Origin of the sequence: Serratia plymuthica (assembly GCF_018336935.1) — a bacterium.
Lineage (GTDB): Bacteria > Pseudomonadota > Gammaproteobacteria > Enterobacterales > Enterobacteriaceae > Serratia > Serratia plymuthica_B.
The window spans coordinates 221,536-245,751 of sequence record NZ_CP068771.1 but is presented as its reverse complement, the minus strand read 5'-3'; the positions used below and the strand labels follow the sequence as shown (position 1 = coordinate 245,751).

Here is a 24,216-nt window from a genome sequence, read left to right as displayed (position 1 = left end):
GGAAACATCAGTAATACATTAACCTGATTTGCTTATGCTTCCTAGAAGAAAGGGGCCAAAATAGGCCCCTTTCCGCTGAAACTTGCTAGATTAGCGACGCAGACCCAGACGCTCGATCAGGCTGGTGTAACGTGCTACATCTTTACGCTTCAGGTAATCCAGCAGCTTACGACGCTGAGAAACCATACGCAGCAGACCACGACGGCTGTGGTGATCTTTTTTGTGTTCTGAGAAGTGGCCTTGCAGATGGTTGATCTGCGCAGTCAACAGGGCAACCTGAACTTCGGTAGAACCGCTGTCGTTAGTACCACGACCAAAATCAGCTACGATTTGAGCTTTAGCTTCAACACTTAGAGACATTGTCATACTCCAGATTATAGATAATAAATACAGGCGCCGATCTCTAATTCAGCAACCCAATGCATAAGCTGCGCCATTCTACTCTTATCCCCGTCATCCTTCAAGCTACAGGGGTGTTGGGGATGTGCGCAGTGCGATCGCAAGGCAGTGCGTTTCCACCCTCAGTCGAAATGTTCGACTACCAGGCGGCGCGGCGCTACGCGACCGTCATCGGCAATGTCGCCGACGCCGATAAATTTACGCTCTTCACCTTCGGTCATTCGCACCATGCCCGAGGCCGGCGCGCCGGCAACCTGTACCGGCTGCCCCTGCTTGACGTAACCCGCAACGACCGGCAGCAAATTCACTTCCGGGTAGTTTTCTACCGGGCTGTCCATCGGCATCAGCAACGGATCGAGCAACTCGCCAGGCGCGATGTCCTGTGCCTGGGCCTGCTCCAGCAGCGCATTCAACTGCTCAAGCGTGACCATGCGTTCGATCGGATAGGTCGCTACCTGCAGGCGACGCAGATAGATCACGTGCGCGCCGCAGCCCAGCAATTCGCCGAGATCATCGGTGATGGTGCGGATGTAGGTGCCTTTCGAACAGTGAATTTCCAACTCCAGCTCATCGCCTTCCCAGCGAATAAACTGCAGTTCATACACCGTGATGCTGCGCGCTTCGCGCGGTACTTCGATACCCTGGCGCGCATACTCGTAGAGTTTCTTGCCCTGATATTTCAGTGCCGAGTACATCGACGGCACCTGCTTGATATCGCCGCGGAAACTGTCCAGCGCCGCATCGAGTTGCGCCTGGGTGAAATTCACCGGGCGCTCTTGCACAATCTGGCCGTCCGCATCCGAGGTGTCGGTGCGCTGACCCAGCCTGGCAATGACACGATAGCGTTTATCGGAATCGAGCAGGAATTGCGAGAACTTGGTCGCCTCGCCCAGGCAAATCGGCAGCATGCCTGTCGCCAGCGGATCGAGCGCGCCGGTGTGGCCCGCGCGATTGGCGTTATAAAGGCGTTTCACTTTTTGCAGAGCGTCGTTGGACGACAGGCCCTGCGGTTTGTCCAGCAACAGTACGCCGTGAATATCACGGCCGCGGCGACGAGGGCGACTCATTAAGCCTCCTCGTCATCGCCTGATGCGGAACGGCGTTCGGCGTCATTCTTCACGACGTTGGTCACCAGGTTGGACATGCGCATGCCTTCCACCAGTGAGTTGTCGTACGCGAAGGTCAGCTCAGGCACCACGCGCAGGCGCATGGCTTTACCCAGCAGCGTGCGGATGTAGCCGGAAGCGTCTTCCAGAGCTTTAATGCCTTTAGGCACCAGATCCGGATCGGCGTTTTCGGTCAACACGTTCAGGAAGGTGACGTAAACCTTGGCATAGGCCAAATCACGAGAAACTTCTACACCGGAAACGGTAGCCATGCCGATACGCGGGTCTTTGACTTCACGCTGCAGAATGATCGCAATCTCTTTTTGCATCTCTTGTGCCACGCGCTGACCGCGGCTGAATTCTTTTGCCATTATGGATTCTCCAGACAAATCGGGGGGCACAAGGCCCCCCGGAACAGACTTAAGCAGATGTGCAAGCGTTAAGCGATGGTGCGTTGAATCTCAATGATTTCGAACACTTCGATCATGTCGCCGACGCGCACGTCGTTGTAGTTCTTAACGCCGATACCACATTCCATGCCGTTACGGACTTCGTTAACGTCATCTTTGAAGCGGCGCAGGGATTCCAGCTCGCCTTCATAGATAACCACGTTGTCGCGCAGAACGCGGATTGGGTTGTGACGCTTGATTGTCCCTTCGGTAACCATGCAACCTGCGATGGCGCCGAATTTCGGTGATTTGAACACGTCACGCACTGCGGCCAGACCGATGATCTGCTGCTTGTATTCAGGCGCCAGCATACCGCTCATCGCCTGCTTCACTTCGTCGATCAGGTTATAGATCACGGAGTAGTAACGCAGATCCAGGCTTTCAGCTTCAATCACGCGGCGCGCAGAAGCGTCGGCACGGACGTTGAAGCCCAGGATGATAGCGTTGGAAGCCGCTGCCAGCGTTGCGTCGGTTTCGGTGATACCCCCTACGCCGGAGCCAACAATCTTCACTTTCACTTCGTCGGTAGAGAGTTTCTGCAGTGATTCGGAAATCGCTTCACAAGAACCCTGTACGTCAGATTTCAGTACGATGTTCAGCTCAGAAACTTCACCGTCGGTCATGTTAGCGAACATGTTTTCCAGTTTAGATTTCTGCTGACGTGCCAGCTTGACTTCGCGGAACTTGCCTTGACGGTACAGCGCAACTTCACGCGCTTTCTTCTCGTCACGCACCACTGTCGCTTCGTCACCGGCGGCAGGAACGCTGGACAGGCCCAGGATCTCAACCGGAATGGAAGGACCCGCAGAGGTCACTTCGCGACCCAGCTCGTCACGCATCGCACGTACGCGGCCGTATTCGAAGCCACACAGAACGATATCGCCTTTGTTCAGCGTACCTTCCTGCACCAGCACGGTAGCAACCGGACCACGACCTTTATCCAGGAAGGATTCGATAACCACGCCGCTGGCCATGCCGCTGCGTACGGCTTTCAGTTCGAGAACTTCAGCCTGCAACAGGATAGCGTTCAGCAGTTCGTCGATACCGGTACCGGCTTTCGCAGATACGTGAACGAACTGTGCTTCGCCGCCCCACTCTTCCGGCATAACGCCGTACTGGGACAGTTCCTGCTTAACGCGGTCCGGATCGGCTTCCGGCTTGTCGATTTTGTTCACTGCAACCACCAACGGCACCTTCGCTGCTTTCGCATGCTGGATAGCTTCGATGGTTTGCGGCATCACGCCGTCGTCGGCAGCAACAACCAGAACAACGATGTCGGTCGCCTGAGCACCACGGGCACGCATTGAGGTAAAGGCTGCGTGACCTGGGGTATCCAGGAAGGTGATCATGCCGTTGTCGGTTTCTACGTGGTAAGCACCGATATGCTGGGTAATACCACCGGCCTCGCCTGCTGCCACCTTGGTGGAGCGGATGTAGTCCAGCAGAGAAGTTTTACCGTGGTCAACGTGGCCCATGATGGTCACGACAGGTGCACGCGACTCAGCGGCAGCACCGGTATCACGGTCGCTCATCAGCGCTTCTTCCAGCTCGTTCTCACGACGCAGGATAACTTTGTGGCCCATCTCTTCGGCAACCAGCTGTGCGGTTTCCTGGTCGATGACCTGGTTAATGGTGGCCATTGCGCCCAGTTTCATCATCGCTTTGATGACCTGAGAGCCTTTAACCGCCATTTTGTTAGCCAGTTCGGCTACGGTGATGGTTTCGCCGATCACAACGTCACGGTTAACCACCTGAGCCGGCTTGTTGAAGCCCTGCTGAAGAGTACTTGGCTTACGCTTGCCTTTACCGCCACGGGTAACGGCGCGCGCTTCTTCGCGGTCTGCTTTAGACTCGGAAAGCTTGTTGCCTTTCTTCTGCTTGGTCGCTTTGCCGCCACGAGTGCGGGCGCGGCGCTCGCCTTCAACTTTGGCGTCGTTTTCGTCTTCGGCTGCACGGGCGTGCTGAGAGGTGGTCACGTGGTAATCGGCTGTTTCGACCGCAGCGCTTGCTGCTTCAGCTTCGGCCCACTTCTCGCCGTTCTCTTCGGCCATGCGGCGCGCTTCTTCCGCTACGCGCTTGGCGTCTTCTTCAACCTTGCGGCGCACTTCCTCTTCCGCTTTACGTTTCAGTTCTGCGGCTTCGGCTTCACGGCGTGCTTTTTCTGCCTGAGCTGGCTTGGTCATTTCGTCGGTATGTTGATTGGTCACTTTTTCTTTTTCCGCTGAATTACGCTTAGCAATCTCCGCGGCCTCACGTTTGGCTTGGTCTTCGGCTGCGCGCTTTGCTTCTGCTTCGCGTTTCGCCAGCTCTTCCGCTGCGCGCTGTGCCTGCTCTTCCGCTTCACGCTGTGCCTGCTCTGCCGCTTCAGCCTGCTGGGCTTCTGGCGTATCGCGATTTACATAAGTGCGTTTCTTGCGGACTTCGATTTGCACCGATTTACTTTTACCGCCGGTGCTCGGAATATTCAAGGTGCTGCGCGTTTTGCGCTGCAACGTGAGCTTACCCGGCGCACTACCGTGTTCACGGTTAAGGTGCGCCAGTAAGGCTTCTTTCTCGTGCTGGGTCACAGAGTCTGTCTCAGACTTGTTGATCCCTGCATCAGCAAACTGCTGTACCAGGCGATCAACTGGAGTCTGAATCTCTGCTGCCAGCGATTTTACGGTTACATCTGTCGTCATGCTGTTCCTTCCTGCTACAGTTTATTACGCGTTGTCGCCAAACCAACAGATATTACGTGCGGCCATAATCAGCTCGCCGGCTTGCTCATCGCTAAGCCCTTCAATATCCGCCAGATCGTCAACACCCTGCTCGGCAAGATCTTCCAGCGTACAAACCCCACGCGCGGCCAGTTTAAAGGCCATGCTGCGCTCAAGACCCGGAAGGTTGAGCAAATCGTCAGCAGGTTTTTGGTCACCCAGGCTCTCTTCTTGGGCCAGGGCAAGCGTGGTCAATGCAGCTTTGGCGCGATCGCGCAACGCTTCAACCATATCTTCATCCAGACCGTCAATTTCCAGCAGCTCTTTGATTGGCACATAAGCCAACTCTTCCAGAGTAGAGAAGCCTTCTTCGACCAGTACGGTGGCGAAATCTTCGTCGATATCAAGATACTTGGTGAAGGTATCAATGGCGGCATGAGCTTCGGCCTGGTGCTTGGCCTGCAGATCGTCCGCCGTCATCACGTTCAGTTCCCAACGGTCATCGTCACGATGCTGTTTTAACAATTGGGAGGCCAAACGCACGTTTTGGCCATTACGGCCGATCGCCTGTGCCAGATTGCTGGCTTCAACGGCGATATCCATGGTGCAATTATCTTCATCAACCACGATCGAGGCAACGTCTGCCGGCGCCATGGCGTTGATGACGAACTGCGCAGGGTTATCATCCCACAGGATGATATCGATGCGTTCGCCGCCGAGTTCGCTCGAAACGGCCTGAACGCGCGCACCGCGCATACCCACGCAGGCGCCGACCGGATCGATGCGCTTGTCGTTGGTTTTCACAGCAATTTTTGCACGGGAGCCAGGATCACGGGCTGCCGCTTTAATCTCAATCACTTCTTCGCCGATTTCCGGTACTTCGATGCGGAACAGTTCTTTCAGCATATCAGCGCTGGAGCGGCTGACGAACAGCTGTGCGCCACGAGCTTCAGGACGGACGGCATACAATATGCCGCGAATTCGGTCGCCCGGACGGAAGTTTTCGCGCGGCAGCATGTCTTCGCGACCGATGACCGCTTCTGCGTTGCTGCCCAGGTCCAGCGCAATGCTGTCACGGTTAACTTTCTTCACCACGCCGGTGACGATTTCACCTTCGTGCTGGCGGAAAGCGTCGACGACCATGGCGCGTTCGGCTTCACGTACTTTCTGTACGATAACCTGTTTCGCGGTTTGGGTGGTGATGCGGTCAAAGGTCACAGATTCGATCTGATCTTCGATGTACCCGCCCAATTCGATGCCAGGCTCTTCGTACTGAGCGGCTTCCAGCGTGATTTCACGCGTTGGTTGAGTCACTTCATCTACGGCGACCCAACGACGGAAGGTATCGAAATCGCCGGTTTTGCGGTCAATGCTGACGCGAACCTCGATTTCCTGCTCGTATTTTTTCTTGGTTGCGGTGGCTAATGCGGTTTCCAACGCTTCGAAAATCTTCTCACGCGGAAGGGATTTTTCGTTGGAAACAGCTTCAACAACAGCCAGAATCTCTTTATTCATCCTAGTTGCCTCATCCAAACTTTAAAAGTGGGGTACCAGGTTCGCTTTCTGGATGTTGCTCAGCGCGAACACTTCATCTTTCCCTTCCACAGTAACCGTGATCATCTCGCCATCGACAGACTTGATAATGCCCTGCCATTTGCGACGGTTCTGTACGGCCATGCGCAGGACCAGGCTGACTTCTTCACCGAGGAAACGAGTATAGTGCTCGGCGGTGAACATCGGGCGATCAAGGCCAGGAGAGGAGACTTCCAAGTTGTAAGCGACTGTGATTGGCTCTTCGACGTCCAATACAGCGCTGACCTGGTGGCTGACATCAGCACAATCGTCAACATTGATGCCATTTTCACTATCAATATAGATGCGGAGCGTCGATTGGCGCGCACGAATAAATTCGATGCCTACAAGCTCAAAGCCCAACGCTTCTACCGGTGCCGAAAGCATCTCTGTTAATTTTTGCTCTAATGTGGACAAGCCCACCCCCAAGACATAAAAAAAGGGCCTAATAGCCCAGTGATTCTGTTGCCAAATAACAAAAAACCCCGAAAATTCGGGGCTTTATGCAACTGGACCCTGTTTGCCGCAAAGCGGCTTCGGTGCAACTTTCTAACAAGTGCCATTTTCAAATGTTGTTCGAGAAAAGCGGAATTCAATCGAAAAGTGTATTTGAAAATAAACACTTAAAGGAAAGTGGTTGCGGGGGCCGGATTTGAACCGACGACCTTCGGGTTATGAGCCCGACGAGCTACCAGGCTGCTCCACCCCGCGTCCGAAAACGTGGCAAATACTACGCCGATAATCGCAAAATTGCAAGTTATCTCTGGGATTTGGTACCGAGGATGGGACTCGAACCCACAAGCCCGTTAGGGCACTACCACCTCAAGGTAGCGTGTCTACCAATTCCACCACCTCGGTACTGATTCTTACTGCTAACGGCTGTTATTTTATTGAGGTAACAACAACCGCTTTCAAACTCTGCTACTGCTTGCCGCTTACTGCGGGATATCGCTGCTCGGCTTGGTTGGTGCTGCCGGCGCGGTAGTCTGCTCAGATTTCACTGGCTGACCGAGGTTTTCCCACTCGCTGCCTTTCTTGCTCTGGTTGGTGCTCAGGTTGCCCAGGATCAAACTGATGACGAAGAACAATGCCGCCAAAATAGCCGTCATGCGGGTCATGAAGTTACCGGAACCACTCGAACCGAACAATGTGCCAGACGCACCTGCTCCGAATGAGGCTCCCATATCAGCGCCTTTACCTTGCTGCAGCATAATCAGAGCAACCAGCCCGATTGAGATCAGCAGGAAAATTACCAGAAGAGCTTCGTACATAGTTGTACCCGTATCCTTGCGGCTTCACCGCGTGCCAAATGCTTCACACCCCAAAGGCTTCTTTTCTATTAAGAAGTCGCAGGCATCGTATCAAACTGCCCACTGAAGCGGGTGTGAATACTAACCAAAGCCGCCAACCCGCGCAAGGGCAATTTGCAGCCGCCGGCGCGTTTGCGGAAAAAAGCACCAATAAAATTCGCGGGCTGTGTTTTCCGGGGGCCGCAGACGGCCCCCGGTTTGTCAACGGTCCGTTAACCGGCAGCCTTTACAGCATCGGCGATACGGTGCGCCAACGCGGTAACCTGCTGTTCATCCTCACCTTCCACCATCACGCGGATCAGCGGCTCGGTACCTGATTTACGCAAAAGAACGCGGCCGCGGCCAGCCAACTCGGTTTCAACCTGCTCGGTGACTTTGCGCACCTCTTCCGACTCCAGCGGGTTGTGCTCGCCGACAAAACGCACGTTCACCAGGATCTGCGGCAACAGTTTCATGCCGCTGCAGAGATCGTGCAGGCTCATGCTGTTACGCACTATCGCGGTCAGCACCTGCAGGCCGGCGATGATGCCATCACCCGTCGTGGTTTTGTCCAGCAAGATCACGTGACCGGAGTTTTCCGCGCCAATGCGCCAGCCCAGCTCCTGCAGCTTCTCCAGTACATAGCGGTCACCCACTTTCGCACGGGCAAACGGGATGCCAAGCTGCTTAAGCGCCAGTTCCAGGCCCATGTTGCTCATCAACGTACCGACGGCGCCACCGCGCAACTGGCCCTGACGCAACCCCTCACGGGCGATGATATACAGAATCTGGTCGCCATCCACCTTGTTGCCAAGGTGATCAACCATCATCACGCGGTCGCCGTCTCCGTCAAACGCCAGGCCGATATGCGCTTTTTCAAGCAATACGCGTTCTTGCAGTTGGCGAACATCGGTCGCGCCGCATTTCTCATTGATATTCATGCCGTCCGGCTCAACACCGATAGCAATCACCGTGGCGCCCAGTTCACGCAACACGCTCGGTGCGATGTGGTAGGTCGCGCCGTTGGCGCAGTCCACCACGATTTTCAGGCCCTTCAGGCTCAGTTCACTCGGGAAGGTACCTTTGCAGAATTCGATGTAACGACCGGCGGCATCGATAATCCGGCTGGCCTTGCCCAATTCGGCAGATTCCACGCAGGTCAGCGGTTTTTCCATTTCGGCTTCAATGGCCTCTTCAACATGATCCGGCAGCTTCGCCCCGTCAATGGAGAAGAACTTAATACCGTTATCGTAGAATGGGTTATGTGATGCAGAGATCACGATACCGGCTTCAGCACGGAAGGTACGCGTCAGATAAGCCACCGCCGGCGTCGGCATCGGCCCGGTGAACGAGGCGGATAGCCCCGCAGCGGCCAGGCCGGCCTCCAGTGCCGACTCCAGCATGTAGCCTGAAATGCGGGTATCTTTGCCGATAATGATTTTACGGGAGCCATGACGTGCCAGCACCTTACCCGCCGCCCAGCCAAGTTTCAGCACGAAATCCGGGGTAATAGGGCTATCGCCGACTTTGCCACGAATGCCGTCGGTACCAAAATATTTGCGCTCACTCATGTCTCTGTCATCCCTTAGCTGAAAGTGTTGCCTCGACGACACGCATCGCCTCGACGGTTTCTTTAACGTCATGCACTCTGACAATCTGCGCGCCCTGCATAGCGGCGATCACCGCACAGGCTACGCTGCCGATAACCCGCTGTTCCGGGGGGACATTCAGCAGTTGTCCAATCATCGACTTACGCGACATCCCTACCAATAGCGGCAGGCCGAAGCGATGAAATTCTGACAACCTGGCCAGAAGCTGATAATTGTGCGCTAAATTCTTACCGAAACCGAACCCGGGGTCGAGCAGCAATTTCTGATTTGTAATGCCGGCAGCATTGCAGCGTTCGATATGCCGTTGGAAAAATGCGTGCACATCGCCGATAAGATCATCGTAGTGCGGTGCCTGCTGCATGGTGCGTGGCTCCCCCTGCATGTGCATCAGGCACACCGGCAGACCGCTTTCTGCAGCCGCCGCCAGCGCACCCGGCTCTTGCAGCGAACGAACGTCGTTAATCAGATGCGCCCCCGCCTGAGCCGACTCGCGGATCACCCCGGCTTTCGAGGTATCCACAGAGATAAAAACTTCAAAACGCTGGGCAATCGCTTCGACTACGGGCACCACTCGTGCGATCTCTTCCTCTTCACTGACCTCCGCGGCTCCCGGTCTGGTCGACTCGCCCCCCACGTCAATCATGGTCGCACCGGCCGAAATCAGCGCATGCGCATGCAACAGCGCCTGATTCAAGGTGTTGTGACGGCCGCCGTCAGAGAAAGAATCCGGGGTTACGTTGAGGATCCCCATCACTCGTGGATGGGAAAGATCGAGAGTCATGTCTCGCACGGTTAACTGCATCGCTAATTCACCTTACTGTTGCCTGGGTCACTGCCCGCCGGGCAATAAAAAACCCCGGCATGCCGGGGTTCGATGTTATTACACAGCCGAAGTTACTTGTCTAGCTGTTCAGACAGGGTATTGCCCGGGTTCGGCGTGCGTGGCTCATCTACCGGCGTCGGGGCTTTTGGAGTGCCGCCGTTATCGGAATTGCTGCCCTTGTTCACATCGTCCCAACCCGCTGGCGGACGCACATCTTTACGGTTCATCAGATCGTCAATCTGTGGCGCATCGATGGTTTCATACTTCATCAAGGCATCCTTCATTGAATGCAGGATGTCCATGTTTTCCATCAACAATGCACGCGCACGGATGTAGTTGCGTTCGATCAGGGATTTCACTTCCTGGTCGATGATGCGCGCAGTTTCATCCGACATGTGTTTCGCCTTGGCCACGGAACGGCCCAGGAACACTTCGCCCTCTTCTTCCGCATACAGCAGCGGCCCCAGCTTCTCGGAGAAGCCCCATTGGGTCACCATGTTGCGGGCAATCGAGGTCGCCACTTTAATGTCGTTCGACGCGCCGGTAGAGACTTTCTCTGGCCCGTAAATAATCTCTTCAGCCAGACGACCGCCGTACAGAGTAGAAATTTGGCTCTCCAGTTTCTGACGACTGGCGCTGATCGCATCGCCTTCCGGCAGGAAGAAGGTAACGCCCAACGCACGGCCACGCGGAATAATAGTGACCTTGTGCACCGGATCGTGTTCAGGAACCAGACGGCCGATAATGGCGTGACCTGCTTCGTGATACGCGGTCGACTCTTTCTGCGCTTCCGTCATCACCATGGAGCGACGTTCCGCACCCATCATGATCTTGTCTTTGGCTTTTTCGAACTCAACCATCGACACGACGCGTTTGTTGCCGCGAGCGGCAAACAGCGCCGCTTCGTTGACCAGGTTAGCCAGGTCGGCACCGGAGAAGCCCGGGGTACCGCGAGCCAGCACAGAGGCGTCAACGTCTGGCGCCAGTGGCACGCGACGTGAATGCACCTTCAGGATTTGTTCACGGCCACGCACGTCCGGCAGACCCACCACGACCTGACGGTCGAAACGGCCTGGACGCAGCAACGCCGGGTCAAGCACGTCCGGACGGTTGGTCGCGGCGATGACGATAATGCCTTCATTGCCTTCAAAACCGTCCATCTCAACCAGCATTTGGTTCAGCGTTTGCTCACGTTCATCATGACCGCCACCCAGACCGGCGCCACGCTGGCGACCGACGGCGTCGATTTCATCGATGAAGATGATGCACGGTGCCGCCTTCTTGGCCTGCTCGAACATGTCGCGCACGCGGGAAGCGCCCACACCCACAAACATTTCCACGAAGTCGGAGCCGGAAATGGTGAAGAACGGCACTTTCGCCTCACCTGCGATGGCTTTCGCCAACAGGGTTTTACCGGTCCCCGGCGGGCCCACCATCAGCACGCCTTTCGGGATCTTGCCGCCCAATTTCTGGAAACGGCTCGGCTCGCGCAGGTATTCTACCAGTTCGCTCACTTCCTCTTTTGCTTCATCGCAACCGGCAACGTCAGCAAAAGTGGTTTTGATCTGGTCTTCCGTCAGCATACGGGCCTTGCTCTTGCCGAAGGACATCGCGCCCTTTCCGCCGCCGCCCTGCATCTGCCGCATGAAGAAGATCCAGACCCCGATCAGCAACAGCATCGGGAACCATGAAATAAAGATAGAAGCCAGCAAACTCGGCTCTTCAGGCGGTTCACCAACAACTTTCACATTTTTCGTCAACAACGTATCCAGCAACTTAGGATCGTTGACAGGGATGTAGGTCGTGTATTTGTTACTGTCTTTCTTGGTAACGTTAATTTCACGTCCGTTGATTCGCGCTTCGCGAACCTGGTCCTGGGTCAGTTCGGACATGAAGGTAGAGTAATCCACCCTACGGCCATTCGACTCGCTGGGCCCAAAGCTCTGGAATACAGACATCAACACTACCGCGATGACTAACCAGAGTATTAGGTTTTTCGCCATGTCACTCAAGGGATTAACCTCATATTACAACTGTGTTAACAAACAGCGTTAGGGTACTACAGCTTGCGCCCTGTCGCTACAATGTACACTTCGCGCGAACGTGCGCGGGAAGCGTCTGGCTTACGAATCTTAACCTTCGTAAACAGGGAGCGAATTTCCCGTAGGTACTCGTCAAAGCCATCTCCCTGGAACACCTTCACCAGGAAACTTCCGCCTGGTGCGAGGACATCACGACACATTCCCAGTGCTAATTCCACCAGATACATCGATCTCGGAATATCGACGGCCGGAGTGCCACTCATATTCGGGGCCATGTCAGACATAACCACCTGAACCTTACTTTCACCTACACGTTCCAACAGAGCTTTAAGCACCAGTTCATCACGAAAATCGCCCTGAAGGAAATCGACGCCAACGATAGGATCCATTGGCAAAATATCACAGGCGATGATGCGACCGTTACCGCCGATCTGCGTTACTACATATTGCGACCAACCGCCCGGCGCTGCACCTAAATCCACTACGGTCATACCGGGTTTAAACAGCTTGTCACTCTGCTGTATTTCATCAAGTTTAAACCAGGCGCGCGAACGCAGCCCTTTTTTCTGCGCCTGTTGCACATATTTATCGCTAAAGTGTTCTTGTAACCAGCGACTGGAGCTAGCAGAACGCTTTTTATTAGCCATCTCGTTTTCCAACTATCATAAAAAGAGTCTTATGTCAGGTTCGCTGCTCACGTAGACTCACACCGGTGAAGACCGATTTGGTGATATACATGAGATGGCGGTAGAATGTACCGTTTTCAATCCCAACTTAAGCAAAAAAGACAATGAATCTGAATAATAAACAAAAACAGCACCTGAAAGGCTTGGCGCATCCGTTAAAACCGGTTGTCATGCTGGGTAATAACGGTCTCACCGAAGGGGTGCTGGCTGAAATTGAACAGGCTCTGGAGCATCATGAGCTGATCAAGGTAAAAATCGCTGCTGAAGATCGCGAAACCAAAACCCTGATCGCCGACGCTATCGTACGTGAAACGGGTGCCTGCAACGTACAAGTCATCGGCAGTACGCTTATTCTTTACCGCCCTTCGAAAGAGCGCAAGATCAGTCTACCGCGTTAATAAGCATTGAGTTAACGAAAAGGTGCCATGCGCCTGACTCAGATAAAAGGCCGCATGCGGCCTTTTTCCTTTCTTTACAAAACCCTGGCGAATTTCTGAACGATCGGGCGTATCTCAGAGATATTCAACCTTCAGGATCTCGTAATCGACATCGCCGCCCGGGGTTTTAATGACGACCACATCATCCTGCTCTTTACCGATCAAGCCGCGTGCCATCGGCGAATTTACCGAAATCAGATTTTTCTTGAAGTCGGCCTCATCGTCACCCACGATTCGGTAAGTCACTTCTTCTTCGCTATCCAGGTTCATCACCGAAACGGTGGAGCCAAAAATCACGCGGCCGTTGTTTGGCATCTTGGTGATGTCGATCACCTGAGCGTTCGACAGTTTGGCTTCAATTTCCTGAATGCGGCCTTCGCAAAAACCCTGCTGTTCACGGGCTGCATGGTACTCTGCGTTTTCTTTCAAATCGCCGTGTTCACGGGCGTCTGCGATGTCCGCAATGATTTTCGGACGGCGCACGCCCTTCAGATATTCAAGCTCTTCGCGCAATTTTTCAGCGCCAAACAAGGTCATCGGAATCTGTTTCATATAGTGAATACCTCTAAATCTTTCCTGTTCAAATAACCGTCATCCTGACGTGTTCGAATGAAAAAACGGTGGGTGTATATCCCCCCGCCTCCAGGCGACAAACAAAAGAAGCCTGACTCGGGACATTCGCCCAAGTCAGGATCGATTTTGCATTTTGATACGCATTTTAGCGTAGAGTTCCTTGAGGGTCATCGTTTACTTTCGCCCTGAATGCACCGTAGTATGACGGCACGTTATCCAGCTGTTATCCCGAGATTATGCGTTTTTCACGAATTGTCAGTGCATTGGCTTGCGCATTTGTTCTGAATGCAAATGCGGCCCCGGTGGAAGATTACACACAATATTTGCCTGATGGGGCCAATCTTGCCCTGGTAGTTCAGAAGATCGGCGCCGATGCGCCGACCATCGATTATCATTCACAGCAAATGGCGTTACCGGCCAGTACCCAAAAGGTACTGACGGCGCTGGCTGCCTTGTTGCAGCTCGGCCCCGATTATCGTTTCACCACCACGCTGGAAAGCCAGGGCGATATCAGCGACGGCGTGCTGCGGGGCAATCTGATCGCCCGCTTCAGCGGCGACCCCACCTTTAAACGCCAGAGCCTGCGCAATATGGTGGCGATCCTGAAAAAACAGGGCGTGCGCCAGATTACCGGCGACGTGCTGGTCGACACGTCGGTATTCGCCAGCCACGACAAAGCTCCCGGCTGGCCGTGGAACGATCTGACCCAGTGTTTCAGCGCACCGCCGGCAGCGGCGATTGTCGATCGCAACTGCTTCTCGGTATCGCTGTACAGTGCGCCAAACCCGGGCGATATGGCTTTTATACGCGTGGCCTCTTATTACCCGGTCAATATGTTCAGCCAGGTACGAACGCTGGCGAGAGGCTCTGCGGACGCCCAATACTGTGAGCTGGACGTGGTGCCGGGCGAATTGAACCGCTTTACCCTGACCGGTTGTCTGACCCAACGCAGCGATCCGCTGCCGCTGGCCTTCGCCATTCAGGACGGAGCCAGCTATGCCGGCGCTATCTTGAAAGATGAGCTGACGCAAGCCGGCATCCAGATAGATGGCCACCTGAAACGCCAGACTCAGCCTGGCCTGGCCGGCACGGTGATTGCGCAAACGCAATCGGCGCCGCTGCACGAACTGCTGAAGATCATGCTGAAGAAATCGGACAACATGATCGCCGATACCGTGTTTCGCACTATCGGCCATGAACGTTTCGGCGTTCCGGGTACCTGGCGCGCCGGCGCAGATGCCGTACGTCAGGTGCTGCGTCAGAAGGCCGGGGTTGATCTGGGCAACAGCATAGTGGTGGACGGTTCTGGCCTCTCGCGCCATAACCTGCTGGCCCCGGCAACCATGATGCAGGCGTTGCAGTACATTGCGCAGCATGACAGCGAACTGAACTTTATTTCGATGCTGCCGCTGTCCGGCTACGACGGCACCCTGCGCTACCGTGGCGGGCTGCACGAAGCCGGCGTCGATGGCAAGGTTTCCGCCAAAACCGGCGCTCTGCAGGGTGTGTATAACCTGGCGGGCTTTATCACCACCGCCAGCGGCCAACGTTTTGCGTTCGTACAATACCTGTCGGGTTATGCCGTACCACCGGAAGATCAGAAACAGCGCCGCGCTCCGCTGGTGCGTTTCGAAAGCCGCTTGTACCGGGATATTTATCAAAATAACTGAGGATCAGGATGAAACTGCTGATTGTGGAAGACGATGAGCTGTTGCAACAAGGGCTGGCACTGGCTTTAGCCAGCGAAGGCTATGTCTGCGACTGCGCCGCTACCGCGGCGCAAGCCAATGCACTGCTCATTACCAGCCAATACAGCATGATCATCCTCGATCTCGGCCTGCCCGACCAGGACGGCGCCAGCCTGCTGCGGCAGTGGCGCCGCCAGCAAGTCGATCTGCCGGTGCTGATCCTCACCGCCCGCGACGCACTGGAAGACCGCGTCGACGGGCTGGACGCCGGCGCTGACGATTATCTGGTGAAGCCCTTCGCGCTGGTTGAGCTGCAGGCGCGCGTGCGCGCCCTAATCCGCCGTTATCAGGGCCACAGCGACAACCTGATGCAGTTGGACGATCTCCAGCTCAATCTCTCCAGCCAGCAGGTTTACGTTCAACAACAGCCGGTTGAAGTCACGCCAAAAGAATTCGCCATCCTGTCCCGCCTGATGATGCGCGCCGGGCAAACGGTCAATCGCGAATTGCTGCAGCAGGACCTTTATACCTGGCAGGACGATTTAGGCTCCAACACGCTGGAAGTGCATATCCATAACCTGCGCCGCAAATTGGGCAAGGACCGCATCCGCACCGTCCGCGGTATCGGTTACCGCCTGGAATCCACATCATGATCAGCATGCGCCGTCGTCTGTTGTTGATGCTGGCGCTGATCCTCCTGGTCACCCAGCTTATCAGCGTCTTTTGGTTGTGGCATGAAAGCCAGGAGCAAATCAGCTTCCTGGTGGATGAAACGCTGTCTGCCAAGGTTCGCACTGAACGTGTCGACACCGAAATCGCCGAAGCGATAGCCTCGCTGCTCGCCCCTTCGTTGATCATGATGATTGTCACGCTGCTGGCCTCTTTCTGGGCCATTAGCTGGATTATCCGCCCGCTCAATCAGCTGCAACAACGGCTGGAGAAACGTTCCGCCGATAACCTGACCCCGCTCCCCCTTAACAGTGACAGCCTGGAAATGAAAGCGGTCACTACCGCACTCAATCAGCTGTTCTCACGCCTGGACAACACCATCCAGCAGGAGCGGCTGTTCACCGCCGACGCGGCACATGAACTGCGCACGCCGTTAGCGGGGATCCGTCTGCATCTGGAGCTCATGGAAAAACAGGGTATTGAGCAAAGCAAACCGCTGATTACCCGCATTGACCAGTTGATGCATACCGTCGAACAGCTGCTGATGCTGTCGCGTGCCGGGCAGGATTTTGCCAGCGGACACTATCAACGTTTTGATTGGGTGAACGATGTGATTCAGCCACTGCGGGAGGAGCTTGGCGAGCTGGCCGCTCAACGCGCTCAAAAGCTGCAATGGCGACTCCCTGCGGAGGCAAAAATTCATGGCGACCCGGTGCTGCTGCGTCTGTTGTTGCGGAACCTGGTGGAAAATGCGCACCGCTACAGCCCCGAAGGCAGCCTCATCCAGGTTAAGCTTATGCCGCAAGACCGCGGCCACCTGCTGCAGGTGATTGATGAGGGCCCGGGCGTTAAAGAAAATATGGCAAGCGAACTCACCCAGGCATTCCGCCGTATGGATCAGCGTTATGGCGGCAGCGGACTGGGGCTGAATATCGTGACCCGTATCGTGCAGTTGCATCAGGGCCGTCTGACGCTGGAGAATCGCCAGGATACCAGCGGGCTGAATGCCCAATGCTGGCTACCTGAAAACGTGCTGGACAAATAACGCCGATAAAAAAAGGGCCCAGCGTTGTAAACTGGGCCCTTCTCTTCGCAAGATTATTTCTGGTAGATGATTTCGACGCCTTCGTCGTCATCTTCGTCCCAGTCGTCATCCCAATCGTCATCCGCTTCGGCTTCCACTTCCGCGATCTGTTCACGGTGGTAATCGTCCCACATGAACTCGACTTTCTCAGGCGCGCTTTCTTCGATCGCCATCGCCTTCGGCTGCGTGTTGATAAACTGCATGACATCCCAGCACAGCGCGTTGACGCCTTCACGATTAACGGCGGAGATCATGTAGTACTTACCTTCCCAACCCATGGCTTCTGCAATCGCCTTGGCACGCACGGCAGCTTCTTCTTCACCGATCACATCAATCTTGTTGAAAACAAGCCAGCGTGGTTTGTCCGCCAGATTTGCGCTGTATTGGTTCAACTCATTGATGATGATTTTGGCATTTTCTACCGGATCAGACTCATCGATAGGAGCGATATCCACCAGATGCAGCAACACGCGGCAGCGTTCCAAATGCTTCAGGAAGCGAATACCCAGGCCAGCGCCGTCGGATGCGCCTTCAATCAACCCCGGAATATCGGCCACCACGAAGCTCTGCTCGTGATCCATACGCACCACGCCCAGGCTTGGCACCAGAGTGGTAAACGGATAGTCGGCAACCTTTGGCTTGGCGGCGGAAACCGCGCGGATGAAGGTCGACTTGCCGGCATTCGGCAGACCTAGCATGCCGACATCGGCCAGCAGCAGCAGCTCCAGCAGGATGTCGCGGGCCTCACCGGCAGTACCCAGCGTCTTCTGACGCGGCGCACGGTTAACCGAGGATTTGAAACGGGTATTGCCCAGACCGTGCCAACCGCCTTTAGCGACCATCAACTGTTGGCCGTGGCGGGTCATGTCACCGAGGATCTCGCCGGTGCCCTGATCCTGCACGCGAGTACCGACCGGCACCTTGACGATAATGTCTTTGCCACGCTTACCGGTACAGTCACGGCTTTGGCCGTTCTGGCCACGTTCGGCGCGGAAAGATTTCTCAAAGCGGTAGTCAATCAAGGTATTGAGGTTTTCGTCCGCCAGCAGATAGACATCGCCGCCATCGCCGCCATCGCCGCCATCCGGCCCACCGTTCGGGATATACTTTTCACGGCGGAAACTGACACAACCATTACCACCGTCACCTGCAACGACCAAAATCGCTGCTTCATCTACAAACTTCATTTACCGTCTCCGTAAATCATTCACCGGGCTGCTTTAAAGGAACAACCAGGTTGGTTTCTGCCCGTCGCGGCCACCACCGGTGACCAATTGCGGAAAACATGGCGCCCGCTACCACCACGAAAGCACCGAGATAGCCGACGACATTCAATGCCGGGGCGGCGAATACGTGTGGCCAGGCCAGCGCCAATAAATCTGAAAACAGCAGGGTAAACAGCGGTGTCAGCGTGACTAACGCACTCACCTGCGCTGCCTGCCAGCGCGCCATGGCTTCCGCCAGTGCACCGTAGCCAATCAGCGTGTTAGCGCCACAAAACAGCAGACAAGCCAATTGCCAGCCACTGAGTTGGGAAATCATCTCTGGCCGGGCCAGAGGGAACAGCGCCACTGCACATAAAGTGTACAACATTACCAGGATCTGCGGTGAAGCCAATCGGCGCAGCAACACTTTCTGCGCAACGCCATAAGTCACCCAAACCGCTGCCGCACAAACGCCCAGCAGCACCCCAAGGGTGTAATCCGTCAGGCGGGTGAAGATCTCAATCAGGCTGACATTGAAAAACAGCATTAGCCCACAGATCAACATCAGCGCGCCAATCACCTGAGTGATGCGCATGCGCTCTTTTAAAATCAACACGCTGGCAAACATCATACCGACCGGCGACAGTTGGCCGATCACTTGCGACGCCGTCGGGCTGAGGTACTGCAACGAAGAGCTGAAGAAGATAAAGTTCCCCAGCAGGCCCGCCGTGGCGATTGCCAACATTAACAGCCAGCGCGGCTGACGGAACATTTTCACCGGAGGCAATCTGCCGCGTATCGCCAGAATGCTCCCCAGGCCGAGTGCGGCAAGGGTAAATCGATACCAAACGATGGTAAACGGATCCATCACGACCAGCACTTCTTTCATCGCAATCGGCAACGCACCCCAGCAAATTGCCGTAGTCACCGCCAGAGAAATGCCAATTCCGACCTGCTGTTTCGTTTCCATCTTACCTTTGCCAGCGCTGACGGGCCGATGCATAAGCAGCCCATAAATGTAAAAAGCCCCGCAACGAATTGCGGGGCTTACATCTATTTAGTAAGGCTCGAAAAATTATTCAGCTTCGATGCTGATGAATTTACGATTGCTCGGGCCTTTAACTTCGAACTTGACTTTACCGTCTTTCAAAGCAAACAGAGTGTGGTCTTTGCCGCAACCCACGTTGGTACCAGCGTGGAATTTGGTGCCGCGCTGACGAACGATGATGCTGCCTGCCAGTACTGCTTCGCCGCCAAAGCGTTTTACGCCCAGACGTTTAGCTTCTGAATCGCGACCGTTACGAGTCGAGCCGCCAGCCTTTTTGTGTGCCATTAATCCGCTCTCCTAACTTAAGCGCTGATGCCGGTGATTTTAACGTCAGTGAACCACTGACGGTGGCCCTGCTGCTTACGGTAGTGCTTACGACGACGAAACTTAACAATCTTAATTTTCTCGCCACGACCGTGAGCAACGACTTCAGCTTTGATCTTACCGCCATCGACGAAAGGAACGCCGATTTTGATATCTTCGCCATTAGCAATCATCAGAATCTGGTCAAACTCAACCGCTTCACCAGTTGCGATGTCCAGCTTTTCCAAGCGAACGGTTTGACCTTCGCTTACTCGGTGTTGTTTACCACCACTTTGGAAAACCGCGTACATATAAAACTCCGCTTTCCGCGTGCCCAACTATTTAGTACAGAGCGCGCTATAAATATTCACAATAGGGCGCGAATTCTACGCAATAATCCCGCATATGACAAGAGCAGAATAAGACCAGAAGCAGAAAAAAGAAGAAAAAAAGCACAGTTTCTTTCATGGCGTTTATCTGAGCCGTTTTTCAAGTACAATCAGGGGGACAGTTACCGCCATGTACCGATGTGAGCAGCGATCTCAACGCGGTGAAGAGAAACACAGCTGAAAAAAATACAATGAACCTAGAGCAAATTACCGAGTTAACCGCGCAAGATATGGCGGCCGTGAACGCAACAATTCTCGAACAGCTGAATTCCGATGTCACACTCATCAATCAGCTTGGCTATTACATTATCAGCGGTGGCGGTAAGCGCATCCGTCCGATGATCGCCGTTCTGGCGGCGCGGGCGTTGCATTATCAGGGCGATAAGCACATTACCGTCGCTGCGCTGATCGAATTCATTCATACCGCGACCCTGCTGCATGATGACGTGGTGGATGAATCCGACATGCGCCGCGGCAAGGCCACCGCCAATGCCGCGTTCGGCAATGCCGCCAGCGTGCTGGTGGGCGACTTCATTTATACCCGCGCTTTCCAGATGATGACCAGCCTGGAGTCACTCCGCGTGCTGGCGCTGATGTCCGAAGCCGTCAACGTCATCGCCGAGGGTGAAGTGCTGCAGTTAATGAACGTGAACGATCCGGACATCACCGAAGAGAGTTATATGCGGGTGATCTACAGCAAAACCGCTCGTCTTTTTGAAGCGGCGGCGCAATCGTCCGCGATCCTTTCCGAGGCCAGCGAAGCTGAAGAAAAGGCGCTGCAGGATTACGGCCGCTATCTCGGCACCGCATTCCAGCTGATCGACGATCTGCTCGATTACAGCGCCGACGGCAGTACGCTGGGTAAAAATACCGGTGACGATCTGAACGAAGGGAAGCCCACGCTGCCCTTGCTGCACGCCATGCGTAACGGCAACAGCGCGCAAACGGCCATGATCCGCGAAGCCATTGAGCAAGGCAGCGGCCGTCATCTGTTAGAACCGGTTTTACAGGCCATGCAACAGTGCGGCTCGCTTGAATATACCCGCCAACGCGCCGAAGAAGAGGCCGATAAGGCGATTGCCGCGCTGCAGGTTCTGCCGGAATCCCCTCATCGCTCCGCGCTGGAAGGATTAGCGCACCTTGCGGTTCAGCGAGATTTTTGAGAAACAAAAATCCCTTGGCAGTTTCTACAGACCTGCGGCCGCAGGTCTGTTCATTTCCCCTCCGAGATACGCGCCAGCAGGCTGCCGATGCCTTCACGCATCAGGAACGCCAACACTTTCTCACGCTCGGTTTCCGTCAGGTGATAGTAATATTCAATCCACACCGCCAGAGGATCCTTGCGCTCGATGTCATAAGTTGCCGGATCTTCTTTCAACATCAGCAAATTGCGCGTACCTGAGGGTAAGCTGTCAATATGATATTCCAGCGCCTTTCCCTGCACACCTTTACGCCTGCGGCTGATCCAGCCGTCGCGACGCGCCATCAAATTTATTCCCTGTGGTGAAGCGGGTAATCCTGCAATGCCTGTTAGTTCCTTGGCGGCAAACCACTCTTTTTTCATAGCCATAATCTCTGGAAAAAATGTGCAAGGACGTTTTTGGAAATTATTGAGGTATTTTTATGGAAATTTAGTGGTATTCTAATTTCCGTATAAGCGTTTCATGTTGTTCAAACGATTAATCTTGACCTGTTAGTTATACCACTAACAGAACTTTCGCTAATCAAAAAAGGGAATGCAAACATGAATTCCAGGAACAAGGACTGGCATCCGGCGGATATCATCGCGGCTTTACGTAAGAAGGGAACGACGCTGGCGGCGGTATCGCGCCAGGCAGGGCTTAGCTCATCCACACTGGCAAACGCGCTATCTCGGCCCTGGCCAAAAGGAGAGTGGCTGATTGCCGAAGCCTTGGATATCCATCCTGCAGAGATCTGGCCAAGCCGCTATTTCGATCCGCAAACCAACGACCTGCTGAATCGAAAAGCCCGTATCAGGTCATGATTCGGGCATAAAAAAACCGCCGGTACGATGTCCGGCGGCTTATGCATACTCATGCGTTCTGGGTTGATCAGTTATTGATAAACTTTTCGCCCAGTTCGATATCTTTATGCAGAACATCCAGCATCTCTTCCAACGCTTTCTGCTCGAACGCGCTCAGAGTACCGATGTCTTTACGTTCTTCTACGCCGTTTTTACCCAGCAGCAGCGGTTGTGCGAAGAAGCGGGCATATTTGCCGTCACCTTCCACGTAAGCACATTCCACCACGCCTTTTTCACCTTGCAGCGCACGAACCAGAGACAGGCCGAAACGCGCCGCCGCCTGACCCATTGACAGAGTTGCGGACCCGCCGCCGGCTTTGGCTTCAACCACTTCAGTACCCGCATTCTGGATACGCTTGGTCAGATCCGCCACTTCCTGCTCGGTAAAGCTCACGCCCGGGATCTGCGACAACAGTGGCAGAATGGTCACGCCAGAATGCCCGCCGATAACCGGCACGTTCAGCTCTTCCGGCTGCTTGCCTTTCAGCTCGGCCACGAAGGTGTTGGAACGGATGATATCCAGCGAGGTCACGCCGAACAGTTTGTTTTTGTCATACACACCGGCTTTCTTCAGCACTTCTGCCGCGATTGCCACGGTGGTGTTTACCGGGTTGGTGATAATGCCGATGCAGGCTTTCGGGCAGGTTGTCGCCACTTGCTGGATCAGATTACGCACGATGCCTGCGTTGACATTGAACAGATCTGAACGATCCATACCAGGTTTACGTGCAACGCCGGCAGAAATCAGCACCACGTCTGCGTCGTGCAGAGCTGGAGTGGCATCTTCGCCGCTGAAGCCTTTGATTTTAACTGCGGTAGGGATGTGGCTTAAGTCGACGGCAACGCCTGGGGTAACGGGGGCAATGTCGTAGAGAGAGAGTTCAGAACCTGAAGGAAGCTGGGTTTTGAGTAGAAGGGCGAGGGCCTGGCCGATACCGCCAGCAGCACCGAGAACTGCAACTTTCATCCTATACTCCTTTATTATCTTAAATATATAAAGCGCCGTGAATATGTCGGTTACGGACCTTAAATTATTACACCTTTAAAAACAATCTCTTAACAGTCTGTTTGAGAACTGGCGCAATAAAACAGCCGATGTCGCGCTCATTTTAAATTAAATGGCTTACACATTAAGGGCATAGCGCACATTAATCAAAAATAGTGCGAGGTTATTCACAAGCAAGTTAACCGGCGGTTACATTACACCCTTACACAACATCAGAACAACATCATTTTAATAACATTTTCTTTACCGGTGCGGGCCGCTTTTTCGGTCGTTGAAAGGGCATATTCATGGGGTACGGATTTTGTTAAAATCCCGTCCTTTCCTCATTGTCCGGGCATTATTATTTTTTTCGGACGTCCCTTTATTGCATAATAATTCATTTATATGCATAATAATCACTTCTATTGTCAACATTCCACGGTGCAAAATGCGTAGTCCCGCAAAGCAGGAAGATCTGATCAAAGCGTTTAAAGCGTTATTGAAAGAAGAAAAATTCAGTTCTCAAGGCGAGATCGTTTTGGCGCTGCAAGAAGAAGGCTTCGAAAACATCAACCAATCCAAAGTATCGCGCATGCTGACCAAGTTCGGCGCGGTGCGTACCCGCAATGCCAAAATGGAAATGGTATATTGCCTTCCGGCCGAACTCGGCGTACCGACCACCACCAGCCCGCTGAAGAACCTGGTGCTGGATGTCGATTTCAACGATGCCGTCGTGGTGATTCATACCAGCCCGGGCGCCGCACAGCTGATTGCCCGCATGCTCGATTCGTTGGGTAAATCCCGAGGCATCCTAGGCACCATCGCCGGCGACGACACCATTTTCGTCACCCCAGCCAGCGGTTTTACCGCCCATAAGTTACATGAAGCCATTCTGGGCGTGTTCGAGCAAGAACTGTAAGCCCGACGCTGGTCAATGCGGCTGCCGGTCGCATTGCGCCAGCCCGTCGTTAACGCCAACTCCCGCTTTATCTTTTCCCGCCATCAACCGCGTTTAACGCTGCTTTAACTCTCCTCAGCAACACATTTCCATGACATTTACGTGTAGCCAGCACTACCCACTGTGATCTTCCGCACTTTTGGTCAAAAGCACTTACCTGA

General features: G+C 54.4%; 25 protein-coding genes and 2 tRNA genes. 7 read left to right on the top strand and 20 right to left on the bottom strand.

What is annotated here, in order from left to right:
* Positions 1–90: 90 nt before the first annotated feature.
* The 13 genes from rpsO to rlmE form a co-directional block, all read right to left on the bottom strand.
* Positions 91–360, bottom strand: coding sequence for a 30S ribosomal protein S15 (gene rpsO / locus JK621_RS01195; RefSeq protein ID WP_004933502.1), 270 nt, complete (start codon positions 358–360; stop codon positions 91–93).
* Between the two features lie 161 nt (positions 361–521).
* Positions 522–1,466: a tRNA pseudouridine(55) synthase TruB gene (truB, locus tag JK621_RS01190; protein ID WP_212558299.1), complete on the bottom strand. Its 945-nt coding sequence runs from the start codon at positions 1,464–1,466 to the stop codon at positions 522–524.
* On the bottom strand, positions 1,466–1,876 hold the full coding sequence (gene rbfA / locus JK621_RS01185) for a 30S ribosome-binding factor RbfA (protein ID WP_004952863.1): 411 nt from the start codon (positions 1,874–1,876) through the stop codon (positions 1,466–1,468). Before rbfA ends, truB begins: the two co-directional genes overlap by 1 nt.
* A gap of 68 nt (positions 1,877–1,944) precedes the next feature.
* Positions 1,945–4,632 carry a translation initiation factor IF-2 gene (gene infB, locus JK621_RS01180; RefSeq protein WP_004952860.1) on the bottom strand — a complete coding sequence of 896 codons (2,688 nt, stop codon included), beginning with the start codon at positions 4,630–4,632 and terminating at the stop codon, positions 1,945–1,947.
* 24 nt (positions 4,633–4,656) lie between these two features.
* Positions 4,657–6,165, bottom strand: coding sequence for a transcription termination factor NusA (nusA, locus tag JK621_RS01175; RefSeq protein ID WP_212558298.1), 1,509 nt, complete (start codon positions 6,163–6,165; stop codon positions 4,657–4,659).
* 21 nt (positions 6,166–6,186) lie between these two features.
* Positions 6,187–6,639, bottom strand: coding sequence for a ribosome maturation factor RimP (gene rimP, locus JK621_RS01170; RefSeq protein WP_004952852.1), 453 nt, complete (start codon positions 6,637–6,639; stop codon positions 6,187–6,189).
* 217 nt (positions 6,640–6,856) lie between these two features.
* Positions 6,857–6,933, bottom strand: a tRNA-Met gene (locus JK621_RS01165).
* A 60-nt stretch (positions 6,934–6,993) separates the two neighbouring features.
* Positions 6,994–7,080 (bottom strand) — tRNA-Leu (locus JK621_RS01160).
* Positions 7,081–7,157: 77 nt separating this feature from the next.
* Positions 7,158–7,493, bottom strand: coding sequence for a preprotein translocase subunit SecG (gene secG / locus JK621_RS01155; protein ID WP_004952849.1), 336 nt, complete (start codon positions 7,491–7,493; stop codon positions 7,158–7,160).
* Positions 7,494–7,744: 251 nt separating this feature from the next.
* Positions 7,745–9,082, bottom strand: coding sequence for a phosphoglucosamine mutase (gene glmM / locus JK621_RS01150; protein WP_212558297.1), 1,338 nt, complete (start codon positions 9,080–9,082; stop codon positions 7,745–7,747).
* Positions 9,083–9,089: 7 nt separating this feature from the next.
* On the bottom strand, positions 9,090–9,923 hold the full coding sequence (folP, locus tag JK621_RS01145; protein ID WP_212558296.1) for a dihydropteroate synthase: 834 nt from the start codon (positions 9,921–9,923) through the stop codon (positions 9,090–9,092).
* Between the two features lie 92 nt (positions 9,924–10,015).
* Positions 10,016–11,947, bottom strand: a complete 1,932-nt coding sequence (ftsH, locus tag JK621_RS01140) for an ATP-dependent zinc metalloprotease FtsH (protein WP_037430164.1) — start codon at positions 11,945–11,947, stop codon at positions 10,016–10,018.
* A gap of 56 nt (positions 11,948–12,003) precedes the next feature.
* On the bottom strand, positions 12,004–12,633 hold the full coding sequence (gene rlmE, locus JK621_RS01135; protein WP_004952836.1) for a 23S rRNA (uridine(2552)-2'-O)-methyltransferase RlmE: 630 nt from the start codon (positions 12,631–12,633) through the stop codon (positions 12,004–12,006).
* Positions 12,634–12,776: 143 nt separating this feature from the next.
* Between rlmE and yhbY the strand changes: the two genes are divergently transcribed.
* The gene (yhbY, locus tag JK621_RS01130) at positions 12,777–13,070 is read left to right on the top strand and encodes a ribosome assembly RNA-binding protein YhbY (protein ID WP_004933536.1); all 294 of its coding nucleotides are present in this window, start codon (positions 12,777–12,779) and stop codon (positions 13,068–13,070) included.
* Between the two features lie 114 nt (positions 13,071–13,184).
* Here yhbY and greA read toward each other — a convergent pair whose 3' ends face one another.
* Positions 13,185–13,661, bottom strand: coding sequence for a transcription elongation factor GreA (gene greA, locus JK621_RS01125; protein WP_037423174.1), 477 nt, complete (start codon positions 13,659–13,661; stop codon positions 13,185–13,187).
* Positions 13,662–13,918: 257 nt separating this feature from the next.
* Here greA and dacB point away from each other — a divergent pair, with 257 nt between their 5' ends.
* From dacB to pmrB, 3 genes are read left to right on the top strand one after another with little or no spacing between them, the layout of a single operon-like run.
* Positions 13,919–15,352 (top strand): serine-type D-Ala-D-Ala carboxypeptidase, encoded by a 1,434-nt coding sequence (dacB, locus tag JK621_RS01120; RefSeq protein ID WP_004952830.1) that lies wholly within the window; start codon positions 13,919–13,921, stop codon positions 15,350–15,352.
* A gap of 8 nt (positions 15,353–15,360) precedes the next feature.
* Positions 15,361–16,023: a two-component system response regulator PmrA gene (gene pmrA / locus JK621_RS01115; RefSeq protein WP_126479850.1), complete on the top strand. Its 663-nt coding sequence runs from the start codon at positions 15,361–15,363 to the stop codon at positions 16,021–16,023.
* Positions 16,020–17,084 carry a two-component system sensor histidine kinase PmrB gene (gene pmrB / locus JK621_RS01110; RefSeq protein ID WP_212558295.1) on the top strand — a complete coding sequence of 355 codons (1,065 nt, stop codon included), beginning with the start codon at positions 16,020–16,022 and terminating at the stop codon, positions 17,082–17,084. The genes pmrA and pmrB overlap by 4 nt, the downstream gene beginning before the upstream one ends.
* 53 nt (positions 17,085–17,137) lie before the next feature.
* On the opposite strand, the gene cgtA is transcribed toward pmrB, so the two are convergent.
* The 4 genes from cgtA to rplU form a co-directional block, all read right to left on the bottom strand.
* Positions 17,138–18,310 (bottom strand): Obg family GTPase CgtA, encoded by a 1,173-nt coding sequence (cgtA, locus tag JK621_RS01105; protein ID WP_212558294.1) that lies wholly within the window; start codon positions 18,308–18,310, stop codon positions 17,138–17,140.
* Between the two features lie 16 nt (positions 18,311–18,326).
* Positions 18,327–19,298, bottom strand: a complete 972-nt coding sequence (locus JK621_RS01100; RefSeq protein WP_212558293.1) for a DMT family transporter — start codon at positions 19,296–19,298, stop codon at positions 18,327–18,329.
* 105 nt (positions 19,299–19,403) lie between these two features.
* Positions 19,404–19,661: a 50S ribosomal protein L27 gene (rpmA, locus tag JK621_RS01095; RefSeq protein ID WP_004933559.1), complete on the bottom strand. Its 258-nt coding sequence runs from the start codon at positions 19,659–19,661 to the stop codon at positions 19,404–19,406.
* Positions 19,662–19,678: 17 nt separating this feature from the next.
* The gene (gene rplU, locus JK621_RS01090; protein WP_004955927.1) at positions 19,679–19,990 is read right to left on the bottom strand and encodes a 50S ribosomal protein L21; all 312 of its coding nucleotides are present in this window, start codon (positions 19,988–19,990) and stop codon (positions 19,679–19,681) included.
* Between the two features lie 269 nt (positions 19,991–20,259).
* Here rplU and ispB point away from each other — a divergent pair, with 269 nt between their 5' ends.
* Positions 20,260–21,231 (top strand): octaprenyl diphosphate synthase, encoded by a 972-nt coding sequence (gene ispB, locus JK621_RS01085; protein ID WP_006323259.1) that lies wholly within the window; start codon positions 20,260–20,262, stop codon positions 21,229–21,231.
* Positions 21,232–21,281: 50 nt separating this feature from the next.
* Here ispB and JK621_RS01080 read toward each other — a convergent pair whose 3' ends face one another.
* Entirely contained in the window at positions 21,282–21,632 is a 351-nt protein-coding gene (locus tag JK621_RS01080; protein WP_212560098.1) for a DNA-binding protein, read from the bottom strand.
* A gap of 180 nt (positions 21,633–21,812) precedes the next feature.
* On the opposite strand from JK621_RS01080, the gene JK621_RS01075 reads away from it, so the two are divergent.
* Positions 21,813–22,073 carry a helix-turn-helix domain-containing protein gene (locus JK621_RS01075; protein WP_212558292.1) on the top strand — a complete coding sequence of 87 codons (261 nt, stop codon included), beginning with the start codon at positions 21,813–21,815 and terminating at the stop codon, positions 22,071–22,073.
* Positions 22,074–22,140: 67 nt separating this feature from the next.
* Here JK621_RS01075 and mdh read toward each other — a convergent pair whose 3' ends face one another.
* Complete coding sequence (gene mdh / locus JK621_RS01070; RefSeq protein WP_212558291.1) at positions 22,141–23,079, bottom strand: malate dehydrogenase; 939 nt, start codon at positions 23,077–23,079, stop codon at positions 22,141–22,143.
* 466 nt (positions 23,080–23,545) lie between these two features.
* Here mdh and argR point away from each other — a divergent pair, with 466 nt between their 5' ends.
* On the top strand, positions 23,546–24,016 hold the full coding sequence (argR, locus tag JK621_RS01065) for a transcriptional regulator ArgR (protein ID WP_212558290.1): 471 nt from the start codon (positions 23,546–23,548) through the stop codon (positions 24,014–24,016).
* Positions 24,017–24,216: the final 200 nt, after the last annotated feature.